At 67.5% G+C, this 10,211-nt stretch carries 10 protein-coding genes; 4 read left to right on the top strand and 6 right to left on the bottom strand.

Annotation, left to right across the window (positions count from 1 at the left end):
• The first annotated feature begins 40 nt into the window (after positions 1-40).
• Positions 41-1,003, top strand: coding sequence for a LysR substrate-binding domain-containing protein (locus D3H34_RS19010; RefSeq protein WP_119555803.1), 963 nt, complete (start codon positions 41-43; stop codon positions 1,001-1,003).
• 8 nt (positions 1,004-1,011) lie between these two features.
• On the opposite strand, the gene D3H34_RS19005 is transcribed toward D3H34_RS19010, so the two are convergent.
• From D3H34_RS19005 to D3H34_RS18990, 4 genes are read right to left on the bottom strand one after another with little or no spacing between them, the layout of a single operon-like run.
• Positions 1,012-1,899: a DMT family transporter gene (locus tag D3H34_RS19005; RefSeq protein ID WP_119555802.1), complete on the bottom strand. Its 888-nt coding sequence runs from the start codon at positions 1,897-1,899 to the stop codon at positions 1,012-1,014.
• Positions 1,896-2,462 carry a CDP-diacylglycerol--glycerol-3-phosphate 3-phosphatidyltransferase gene (pgsA, locus tag D3H34_RS19000; RefSeq protein ID WP_119555801.1) on the bottom strand — a complete coding sequence of 189 codons (567 nt, stop codon included), beginning with the start codon at positions 2,460-2,462 and terminating at the stop codon, positions 1,896-1,898. Before pgsA ends, D3H34_RS19005 begins: the two co-directional genes overlap by 4 nt.
• Positions 2,463-2,519: 57 nt before the next feature.
• Positions 2,520-4,493: an excinuclease ABC subunit UvrC gene (gene uvrC / locus D3H34_RS18995; protein ID WP_119555800.1), complete on the bottom strand. Its 1,974-nt coding sequence runs from the start codon at positions 4,491-4,493 to the stop codon at positions 2,520-2,522.
• 50 nt (positions 4,494-4,543) lie between these two features.
• On the bottom strand, positions 4,544-5,992 hold the full coding sequence (locus D3H34_RS18990) for a M20/M25/M40 family metallo-hydrolase (protein ID WP_119555799.1): 1,449 nt from the start codon (positions 5,990-5,992) through the stop codon (positions 4,544-4,546).
• A gap of 103 nt (positions 5,993-6,095) precedes the next feature.
• Here D3H34_RS18990 and earP point away from each other — a divergent pair, with 103 nt between their 5' ends.
• The 3 genes from earP (at position 6,096) to D3H34_RS18975 (ending at position 8,908) form a co-directional block, all read left to right on the top strand.
• Positions 6,096-7,217 (top strand): elongation factor P maturation arginine rhamnosyltransferase EarP, encoded by a 1,122-nt coding sequence (gene earP / locus D3H34_RS18985; RefSeq protein ID WP_205736761.1) that lies wholly within the window; start codon positions 6,096-6,098, stop codon positions 7,215-7,217.
• Between the two features lie 153 nt (positions 7,218-7,370).
• A complete protein-coding gene (gene efp, locus D3H34_RS18980) occupies positions 7,371-7,925 on the top strand; it encodes an elongation factor P (protein WP_062479082.1) in 555 nt (184 codons plus the stop codon).
• A 119-nt stretch (positions 7,926-8,044) separates the two neighbouring features.
• Positions 8,045-8,908, top strand: a complete 864-nt coding sequence (locus tag D3H34_RS18975) for an LOG family protein (RefSeq protein WP_119555825.1) — start codon at positions 8,045-8,047, stop codon at positions 8,906-8,908.
• A 117-nt stretch (positions 8,909-9,025) separates the two neighbouring features.
• Here the strand turns inward: D3H34_RS18975 and D3H34_RS18970 are convergent, their stop codons facing one another.
• Both D3H34_RS18970 and D3H34_RS18965 read right to left on the bottom strand, forming a co-directional pair.
• Positions 9,026-9,673 carry a TetR/AcrR family transcriptional regulator gene (locus D3H34_RS18970; protein WP_119555795.1) on the bottom strand — a complete coding sequence of 216 codons (648 nt, stop codon included), beginning with the start codon at positions 9,671-9,673 and terminating at the stop codon, positions 9,026-9,028.
• Positions 9,674-9,692: 19 nt separating this feature from the next.
• Positions 9,693-10,148 (bottom strand): hypothetical protein, encoded by a 456-nt coding sequence (locus tag D3H34_RS18965; protein ID WP_119555793.1) that lies wholly within the window; start codon positions 10,146-10,148, stop codon positions 9,693-9,695.
• Between the last annotated feature and the right edge of the window lie 63 nt (positions 10,149-10,211).

Genomic DNA, 10,211 nt, shown 5'->3' with positions numbered 1-10,211 from the left:
ATCAAGCAACAATCAGCCAATTCATACTTTCCGTTTTGGCATGAATTCCCACGCGATGGAACGCAGCGATCTCGAACTGGTGCTGGCCATCCGCGACCAGGGCAGCCTGGCCGGTGCGGCCGCCACGCTCGACGTGGTGCCTTCGGTCGTCACGAAGCGGCTCGGTGCATTGGAGGCCCGACTCGGGCAGCGGCTGTTCGACCGCACCACGCGGCGGCTCAGCGTCACGGCCGAAGGCGAGGCCGTGTGCCTGCATGCGCGCACGTTGCTCGAAGGCTTCGCAACGCTCGAAAGCGAACTCGGCGAGCGTCAGAACGCACTGATCGGCACGGTTCGCCTCGCCGCCACCTTCGGCTTCGGCCGGCGCTGGCTGGGCCCGGCGCTCGCGGATTTCCAGGCGCAACACCCCGGCCTGCAGGTCGAGCTGCTGCTGACCGAGCAGTTGCCCGACCTCGGCGCCGAAGGCTACGACGGCGCGGTCTGGCTGTGGGCGGTGCAGCAGCACCGCGCCGCCGACTGGACCACGCGCCGCATCGCGCGCAACCAGCGCGTGCTGGCGGCCTCACCCGACTACCTCGCACGTCGCGGAACGCCTGCCACGGTCGAAGCGCTGGCCACGCACGACTGCCTGATCGCGCGCGAGAACGGCGATGCCGCGCAATCACGCCAGTTCGCGCTCTGGACGCTGCGCCATGCGCGCGACGGCAGCACGGCGCGCGTGCGGGTGCAGGGCCCACTGACCAGCAATTCAGGAGAAATGGTGCGCGACTGGTGCCTTGCGGGCCACGGCGTCATGCTGCGCAGCCTCTGGGACATCGCGCCGCAGCTCGCGAGCGGCGAACTGGTGCGCGTGCTGCCGCAGTACGGCATGCCCGACGCCGACATCCACTGGGTCGCGCCCTGGCGACCGAAGACGCCGCGCCGCGTGCGTCTGCTGGTCGACCACCTCGTCGAGCAGTTCCGCTCGGAGCCCTGGAAACCGCTCAAGCCGAGCGGACGCTGAAAGAAAGTTCAGCGCTCGGCGCGCACCACGAGGCTCACGCCGACGGCCGTCAGGCCGATGCCCAGCACCGTGGTCCAGGTGATCGGTTCCGCAAAGAGCAGCCAGGCCATCAGCGCGGTACAGGGCGGCACGAGATACAGCAGGCTGGTGACGGCCGTGGCCGTTCCGCGCTGGATCAACATATAGAGCAGCGAGCTGCCGCCCAGCGACAGCGCGAGCACCGACCACGCCATCGCGCCGATCGAATGCGTGTTCCATTCGATGGCTTGCGCCTCGAGCGCTGCGAAGGGCAGGGTCACGAGCAGCGCGGCGGCCATCTGCACCGCGCTCGCGCTGCGCACGTCGCAGGGCGCGACGAAACGCTTCTGGTACAGCGTCCCCGCCGTGATCGACAGCAGCGCCATCACGGCCAGCCCCATCGTCAGCACATTGACCTCGGTGCCCTGCCCCAGCTTGCGCGACACCACGAGCACCAGCCCGGCGAAACCCAGGGCGAGCCCGGCCCACTGCCGCCCCGAAATCCGCCCGCCGCTGAAAGACAGCCAGATCGCCGTGAGCACCGGCTGGATACCCACCAGCAGCGCAACGAGGCCGGCGCCCATGCCGGCATGTACCGCGGCCCAGACGCCGCCGAGGTAGCCGGCCTGCATCAGCACGCCAGTGACAGCCAGGTGTCCCCACTGCGCACGCCGCTTCGGCCACCCGACCCGCGCGACCGCGACCCATGCACCGAAGCACAGCAGCGACAGCGCGAAGCGCACGGCCAGGAACTTGAGGGGCGGCGCGTAGGGCATGCCATAGCGCGCAACGATGAAACCCGTGCTCCAGATCAGCACGAAGACCGCCGGCATCGCCCGCAGCCAGCCTGCGTTGCGGGCCGAGGCGGCCGCGGTCATTTGGTCCGGGCCCGGATCTCGGGAATGGCCTTTTGCAGGTAATAGACCATCGACCAGATCGTCAGCACCGCCGAGATCCAGATCAGCCACTGGCCCCACAGGCCCGTGTCGATGACCTTGAACAGGCGCCCGTCGTACAGCAGGAATGGAATGGCGACCATCTGCACGGTCGTCTTGACCTTGCCGATCATGTGGACCGCCACGCTCTTGCTGGCGCCGATCTGAGCCATCCATTCGCGCAATGCCGAGATGGCGATCTCGCGACCGATGATGATCAGCGCCACGAACACGTCGGCCCGGTTCAGGTGCACCAGCACCAGCAGCGAGGCACAGACAAGGAACTTGTCGGCCACCGGATCGAGAAAGGCGCCGAAGGCCGAAGTCTGATTGAGCTTGCGCGCCAGGTAGCCGTCGAGCCAGTCGGTGGCGGCGAACACGATGAACATCACCGTGGCGATCAGGTTGCGCGTCGGTTCGCTGATCGGCAGGTAGAAAACGCCGACGATCAACGGAATCGCGACGATGCGCGTCCAGGTCATGATGGTCGGAAGGGTCCAGAACATGCGGGCGATTGTGTCATGCACGCGTGAAGCGCCGGAAGGACGGGGGCAATCCCGTCTTCAGCGCAGCGCGCGATAGATTTCCTCGGCCAGTTCGGTGGCGATGCCTTCGACCGAAGCGAGGTCTTCCACGCTCGCCGCCGCCACGCCGCGGATGCCGCCGAAACGCTGCAGCAGGCGCGCCCGGCGCTTCGGGCCGATGCCCGGGATGTCTTCGAGCTGGCTGCCGCCCACGCGCACCTTGGCGCGCTTGGCCCGCATGCCGGTGATGGCGAAACGGTGCGCCTCGTCGCGGATCTGGGCCACCAGCATCAGGGCGGCCGAATCCTTGCCGAGGTAGACCTTCTCGCGGCCGTCGGCAAACACCAGCTCCTCGAGCCCGACCTTGCGGCCCTCGCCCTTCTCGACGCCGACGATCAGCGACAGCGGCAGGCCCAGTTCGCTGAACACCTCGCGCGCCATCGACACCTGGCCCTTGCCGCCGTCGACCAGCACCAGGTCGGGCATGCGCGCGGCCGGAGTCTTGGGCGCTGCAGCCTCGGCCTCTTCCACGCCTTCGCTCTCCGCGTCGCCCGGGGCCAGCGCCTGCGTCTCGGCCGCCAGCGCCTCGGCCAGCTTGCCGTAGCGGCGGTGCAGCACCTGGCGCATGGCGGCGTAGTCGTCGCCGGGCGTGATGCCTTCGATGTTGTAGCGCCGGTACTCGCGGTTCTGCATCGTGTGGTGCGCGAACACCACGCACGACGCCTGCGTGGCCTCGCCCGCCGTGTGCGAGATGTCGAAGCACTCGACGCGCAGGGCGTCGAGGTCGTCCGACACCAGCTCCAGCGCATCGGCCAGCGCACGGGTGCGCGCCTGCTGCGATCCCTCTTCGGCCAGCAACCGCGCCAGCTGCAGGCCGGCGTTGGTCTCGGCCATCTCGAGCCAGTGGCGACGCTGTTCACGCGGCTGGAACACGGCCGTCACGCGCGCACCGGCCTGCTGCGAGATGGCCTCGATCAGCGCCCGGCTTACCTGCTGGCCCAGCACCAGCGTGGCGGGCACGGGCACGTCGATGTAGTGCTGCGCGATGAAGGCTTCGAGCACCTGCACCTCGATCGGGTCGGCGGCCATCGGCGCGGCGCCCTCTTCGGCGTCAAGCTCGCCGTGGTGGATCTGCGCCGCGTCGTCCACGTGCACCGGAAAGTAGGCACGGTCGCCCAGGTGACGACCGCCGCGCACCATGGCTAGGTTGACGCAGGCCTTGCCGCCCTGCACCTTGACCGCGAGGATGTCGACGTCCTTGTCGGACACCACCTCGATCGACTGCTGATGCAGCACGCGCGAGATCGCCGACATCTGGTTGCGCAGCTCGGCCGCCTGCTCGAACTCGAGCTTCTCGGCGTGCGCCGTCATGCGCTGCTCCAGCTTGGAGAGCACGCCCTGCGTGTCGCCCAGCAGGAAGGCCTCGGCGCTCGCCACGTCCTGCGCATAGGCCTCGGGCGTGATGTGCCCGACGCAGGGGGCGGTGCAGCGCTTGATCTGGTACAGCAGGCAGGGCCGCGTACGGTTGGCGTACACCGTGTCCTCGCAGGTGCGCAGGCGGAACACCTTCTGCAGCAGCTGGATCGATTCCTTCACCGCCCAGGCGCTCGGGTACGGCCCGAAGTAGCGGTGCTTCTTGTCGACCGCGCCGCGGTAGTAGGCCAGCCGCGGAAAGGCGTGCGAGGCGATCTTCAGGTAGGGGTAGCTCTTGTCGTCGCGAAACAGGATGTTGTAGCGCGGCTTGAGCGTCTTGATGAGGTTGTTCTCGAGCAGCAGCGCCTCGGCCTCGGAGCGCACCACGGTGGTCTCCATGCGCGCGATCTTCGAGATCATGTGGCCGATGCGGGTGCCCCCATGGCTCTTCTGGAAGTAGTTGGCGACCCGCTTCTTGAGGTTGCGCGCCTTGCCCACGTACAGCACGGCGCCGGCCGCGTCGAAGTAGCGGTAGACGCCCGGCAACTGCGGCAGGGCCGCGACTTCGCTGAGCAATTGATCGGAATGCACGTCGGACATGGCGGCTATTGTGGCGCGGGCCGTGCCCGCGCTTCTCCCTGCAGGATCGCCTATTTCGCGACTTCCGACACCAGCCGATACAGGAACTCGCGCCCGTCGTACAGGCGCTGGATCTCGATGCGCTCGTCCAGCCCGTGCGCACGGGCGTCGGACGGTTCGAGGAACATGCCGGTCACGCCGTACATCGGAATGCCGGCGTTGCGCAAGAAGCGGCTGTCGGTGGCGCCAGTGCTCATGGCGGGCACCACGGGCACGCCGGGCCACATCTGCTGCGTCAGCGTTTCCACGGTCTTCACGAGATCGCCGTTGAGCGGCGAGGCCGGGCTGCGCAACGGCTTGCCCATATTGCGCACCACGATCTTGTCGTTGCCGACCGCCTGGGTCAGCAGGCGCTCGACTTCCTCGGGATCGTCGTGCGGCAGGATGCGGCAGTTCACCGTCGCCTTGGCCGATTGCGGCAGCGCGTTCTCGGCATGGCCGGCCTGCACCATCGTCGCCACGCAGGTGGTGCGCAGCTGCGCGTTGTAGGCCGGGTTGGCCGTCATGCGCTCGAGCACGCCGGCGTCGGGGTTGCCGGTACCGATGGCGCGCATGTCGTCGGCCAGCTGGCCGGTGGCAAAGGGCGCGCTGCGCGCGAAGTAGGTCTTGGTGACGTCCGCGAGCTTGATCGGGAAGGCGTAGTTGCCCAGGCGTTCCAGGCCGGCCGAGAGCGCGTAGATCGGGTTGGTCTTGGTCGGCACCGAGCTGTGACCACCGACGTCGCGCGCCTCGAGCATGTACGTCGTGTACATCTTCTCGGCCACCTGCATGCGGTGCAGGTTCGGCTTGCCGCCGCGCAGTTCGCCGCCGCCGCCTTCGTTGATGCCGAACTCGGCCTGCAGCAGCTCGGGCTTGTTGTTGATGAGCCAGAAGGCGCCGTTGCTCAGGGCGTCGCCACGTTCCTCGTCGGCCGTGAGCGCCAGGATGATGTCGCGCTTGGGCTTGAAGCCCTCCTGCTTGAGCTGCCCCAGCACGGAGACCAGCGCCGCGGCCATGGCCTTGTCGTCGATGGCGCCGCGCGCCGTGAAGTAGCCGCCGGTTTCCTGCAGCTTGAAGGGGTCGGTCTTCCAGTCTTCGCGGCGGGCCTCGACCACGTCGATGTGGGCCAACAGCAGCAGCGGCTTCTTGCTGCCGTCGCCCTTGAAGCGCAGCACCAGGTTCCCCTTCTTGGGGAAGGGCTCGAAGATCTGGATGTCACCCGGCGCGAAGCCCGCGTCGACCAGCCGCTTTTCCATGGCCTTCGCCGCGACGGTGTTGTCGCCCACCGAGTGGGTGGTGTTGATCTCGATCAGTTCCTTGTAGATCTCGCGGAAGCGCTGCTGCTGCGCGGTGAGCGGCGCGGTCTGGGCCTGGGCGCCGGCCATGCCGGCCAGGGCCAGCGAGAGCGCCAGCACGCCGCGTCGGGCGGTGCGCAAAGGCGAAGAAGAAAACGACGAACGGCGACGGGTCTGCATCCTCATGATCTGGCTCTCTCCGGTGGTTGTTATGGCGCCGGCCAGCATAGCAAGCAGCCGCGTTCTCGTCTGCGCTGAAGCGACCGCGAAGACAGGCACACTCGCGGCCATGGGCACGTGCACGCAATGGGACATCTTCTGCAAGGTCATCGACAACCACGGCGACCTGGGTGTCTGCTGGCGCCTGGCCTGCCAGCTGGCGTCTGCGGGCGAGCACGCGCGGCTGTGGGTCGACGACCCGACAGCGCTGAACTGGATGGCACCGGCCGGCTGCGACGGCGTGCAGGTGATCGACTGGTCCGACACCGAAGCCGTGCGCCGCGCCGTGGCCGACTCGGCGCCCCACGTGCTGATCGAAGCCTTCGGCTGCGACCCGGAACCGGAACTCGTCGCGCGTTTCGCGCAGGCGCCGGCCGCCGAAGGCGGCCCGCAGGCCTGGATCAACCTCGAGTACCTGTCGGCCGAACCCTATGTCGAGAAGCTGCACCGGCTGCCGTCGCCGGTGTTCAAGGGCCCCGGCGCCGGCTTGACGAAACGTTTCTTCTACCCCGGCTTCACGCCCGCGACCGGCGGCCTGCTGCGCGAGCCCGACCTGATGGCGCGCCAGGAACGCTTCGACCGTGCGCACTGGCTGGAGGCGCAGCAGATTCCCTGGCAGGAAGGTGAGCGCCTGGTGTCGCTCTTCTGTTACGAGCCGCCTGCGCTCGCCGCCCTGCTCACCCAGTTGGCCGCCGACCCGGTGCCCACGCGCCTGCTGGTCACCGCGGGCCGGGCTGCGCGCGCCGTGCAGGCGTGCATTTCGAACGCCGAAGCGCCGGATCGCCTGCCAGGCGGAGGCGGTTCGCTATCAATTTCATACCTCCCCTACCTCAGCCAGACGGATTTCGACCACCTGTTGTGGGCCTGCGACCTCAACTTCGTCCGTGGTGAAGACTCCCTGGTGCGCGCGCTATGGGCAGGCGCGCCGCTGGTGTGGCAGATCTACCCGCAGGACGACGACGCACACCACGTCAAGCTCAACGCCTGGCTCGACTGGCTGGGCGCCCCGCCCTCGCTGCGGCTTTTTCACCACGCCTGGAACGGCTTCGGCGACAGCCCCCTGCCCCCGCCGGGCCCGCTGGACGCCTGGCGCGAAACCGCCCGTGCGGCACGCGACCGGCTGCTTGCGCAGGACGATCTGCTCGCCCAATTGCGGCATCTTGTGCGGCAGCTGGTCGCCGGAAAAAGCTAAAATAGCGGGCTTTGCGGAATTCGGCCCTGACCGCCCTGGTCCGGGAAGCCTTTCGCCAAACCTGCCGCGGGACATGTACGGCGGGGCCAGATACGACGGCACACAGCGCCGAGGGCCCCGCGCACCGAGCGGCCAACATCCAGAGAACCTGATATGAAAATCGCTCAAGAAATCCGCGCCGGCAACGTCATCATGCACGGCAAGGACCCGATGGTCGTCCTCAAGACCGAATACAGCCGCGGCGGCCGCAACAGCGCCACCGTGCGCATGAAGATGAAGAGCCTGATCGCCAACTTCAACACCGAAGTGGTCTTCAAGGCCGACGACAAGATCGACCAGATCGTCCTGGACAAGAAGGAGTGCACCTACTCCTACTTCGCCGACCCGATGTACGTCTGCATGGACGCCGAGTACAACCAGTACGAAGTCGAAGCCGAGAACATGGGCGACGCCCTGAACTACCTCGAAGACGGCATGGCTGTCGAAGTGGTGTTCTACGACGGCAAGGCCATCTCGGTCGAACTGCCGACCAGCGTCGAGCGCGAAATCACCTGGACCGAGCCGGCCGTCAAGGGCGACACCTCGGGCAAGGTCATGAAGCCCGCCAAGATCGCCACCGGCTTCGAAGTCGGCGTGCCGCTGTTCGTGTCGCAAGGCGACAAGATCGAAATCGACACCCGCACCGGCGAATACCGCAAGCGCGTCTGAACGGTTTCGCACCCGGCTGACCACCACCACGACGAAGGCTCCGCAAGGAGCCTTTTTCGTTGGCGGGCACACGGGTTGCATCAGCGCACAATGCCAAGTCAATTTCGTTCGACAGCTTCATGAACAACACGCACAACCTTCACGACAAGCGCCTGGCCGATGCCTGGGCCACGCTGCAGTCCCACGCCGACCAGGGCCTGCCTCTCGATCCCGATCCCTCGCGCCTGGCCTTCGCCGATCCCGAGTTCCTGCTTCGCCGCGAAACGCGCGGCATCCGCATGCAGCTCGAGCTGATGAAGCCCGATCTCGAGCAGCGCGCGCACGGCATCGAGAACACGGTCGTGGTCTTCGGCAGCGCCCGCTTTCGCAGCGAAGACGAGGCCACCGCGCTGATCGCGCAGGCCGAAGCCGCCGGCGACACAACCGCGGCCGAACGCTGGCGCCGGCTCGCGCGCAATTCGCACTACTACGAGAAGGCCCGCACCTTCGGCAAGCTGGTCGCGCAGTACAGCGAGAAGAAGGAGCCGCAGGACAAGCTCTTCGTGTGCACCGGCGGCGGCCCCGGCATCATGCAGGCGGCCAACCGCGGCGCGCACGAAGCCGGGGGCCTCTCGGTCGGCCTGGCCATCGCGCTGCCGATGGAAGAGGAAGCCAACCCCTACGTCACGCCGGCGCTGAGCTTCAAGTTCCACTACTTCGCGATCCGCAAGATGCATTTCATGATGCGTGCGAAGGCGCTGGTGGCGTTCCCGGGCGGCTTCGGCACGCTCGACGAGCTGTTCGAGGTGATCACGCTGGTGCAGACCAAGAAGTCAAAGCCGGTGCCGATCGTGCTGTTCGGCTCCGACTACTGGAAGCGGCTGATCGACTTCGACTTCCTCGTCGACGAGGGGGTGATCTCGCCGGGCGACGTGAAGCTCTTCGAATACGTCGACGCGCCCGAAGATGCCTGGGACGCGATCAAGCGCTTTTACAAGCTGTAGAGCTCGCCCCCAGGCTGCGCGCACTTCGTGTCGCTTCTCCCTCCCCCTACCGGGGGCAACACCAGAGGCCCGGCAAAGCCGGTTCCTCGGTGTTCCACGAAAAACCCCAACTTTTTATCAGGCGTCGTCGCCGTCGTCAGGCCGCAGGGCCTGCTCGAAGAAGCGCGTGAGCGCGCGGGCACGGCGGCGCCGGTCGGCCACGGGGTTCGCATGCGGCCCCATCGCCACGGTATCGTCGGCCACGCCATGCAGCGCATTGAAGAGGATCACGGCCGTCAGCGTCGCGTCCTCGACCTCCCACACGCCTGCGGCATCACCCTGCTTCAGCAGGGTCACGAGCTGCGTGATGACCACGTTGTCGTTGCGCATGCGCCGGTCTTCGGGCCGGTACTCGTGGAACACCACGTCGTGCAGCGCGACGTTGTCGAGGTAGGTCTCCAGCCCCGTTTCCACCCAGGCCTTGAGCCGCGCGCGGTACTTGCCCGGCGCGTGGCGATCCATCGCCTCCTGCAGCCGTGCGCAGAAGGTGTCGACGAAGCGCTGCTGCAGCGCGCCGAGCAGCGCCTCCTTCGACGGAAAGTACAGATAGAAGGTGCCCTTGGCCACCTGTGCGCCGGCCGCGATGTCGTCGATGCTGGTGGCGGCAATGCCCTTGGTGATGAACAGCTGCTCCGCGGCATCCATCAGCGCGACGGCGCGGGTCTGCGGCGCCTTGGTGCGGCGGCGTGCGGTGGTCGAAGTGTCGTCGGGGGTGCTGCTAGTCATGGTGGGGGGCGGGTCGCGCTCAGCCGGCCGTGGCGCCGGCGCGTGCCGCGTCGACGGCGGCGCGCACTGCCGCTGCATCGAGGCGCAGACCGCGCGGGGCCAGCACGCGTTCGCGCAGCCAGGCCAGCGCTTCGTCGGTGCGGGCGAAAGTGCTTGCGGGGATGCCGAAGAGCTTCTCGACGTTCATCTTGCTGATCTTCTCGAACTGGTCAGCGGGCACCACGCTCGCCATGCCCATCATATGGCGGCGGATGTCGGCGCCGCGCGCCTGCAGCCACTGCTTGGCGCTCTGGGCGCTGCCTTCGGGATGGACCAGCGCGTCGGCATCCGCGAACACGCGCAGCGAGACAAAGGGTTCACCGCGGTCGAGCCAGCGGTTCCAGTCTTCGGTGAAGGCCTGCAGGCTCTCCAGCGTCTGCAAGCCTGCGGACACGCTGATGACCAGCGGCCATTGACTGAGTTCGTGACGGATCATGAAAGACTCCTTGTGATCGTGTGAAAGGCGCCGGGCACCCCGACGCAGGAAGGGAAGGCGGAC

The organism is Acidovorax cavernicola, from assembly GCF_003581445.1.
This window is presented reverse-complemented; position numbering and strand designations above follow the sequence as displayed.

What these genes read in the sequence shown, in the direction of transcription:
- D3H34_RS19010 (WP_119555803.1), top strand. Translation starts at nt 41, where the DNA reads ATGAATTCCCACGCGATGGAACGCAGCGATCTCGAACTGGTGCTGGCC.
- D3H34_RS19005 (WP_119555802.1), bottom strand. Translation starts at nt 1,899, where the DNA reads ATGACCGCGGCCGCCTCGGCCCGCAACGCAGGCTGGCTGCGGGCGATG.
- pgsA (WP_119555801.1), bottom strand. Translation starts at nt 2,462, where the DNA reads ATGTTCTGGACCCTTCCGACCATCATGACCTGGACGCGCATCGTCGCG.
- uvrC (WP_119555800.1), bottom strand. Translation starts at nt 4,493, where the DNA reads ATGTCCGACGTGCATTCCGATCAATTGCTCAGCGAAGTCGCGGCCCTG.
- D3H34_RS18990 (WP_119555799.1), bottom strand. Translation starts at nt 5,992, where the DNA reads ATGAGGATGCAGACCCGTCGCCGTTCGTCGTTTTCTTCTTCGCCTTTG.
- earP (WP_205736761.1), top strand. Translation starts at nt 6,096, where the DNA reads ATGGGCACGTGCACGCAATGGGACATCTTCTGCAAGGTCATCGACAAC.
- efp (WP_062479082.1), top strand. Translation starts at nt 7,371, where the DNA reads ATGAAAATCGCTCAAGAAATCCGCGCCGGCAACGTCATCATGCACGGC.
- D3H34_RS18975 (WP_119555825.1), top strand. Translation starts at nt 8,045, where the DNA reads ATGAACAACACGCACAACCTTCACGACAAGCGCCTGGCCGATGCCTGG.
- D3H34_RS18970 (WP_119555795.1), bottom strand. Translation starts at nt 9,673, where the DNA reads ATGACTAGCAGCACCCCCGACGACACTTCGACCACCGCACGCCGCCGC.
- D3H34_RS18965 (WP_119555793.1), bottom strand. Translation starts at nt 10,148, where the DNA reads ATGATCCGTCACGAACTCAGTCAATGGCCGCTGGTCATCAGCGTGTCC.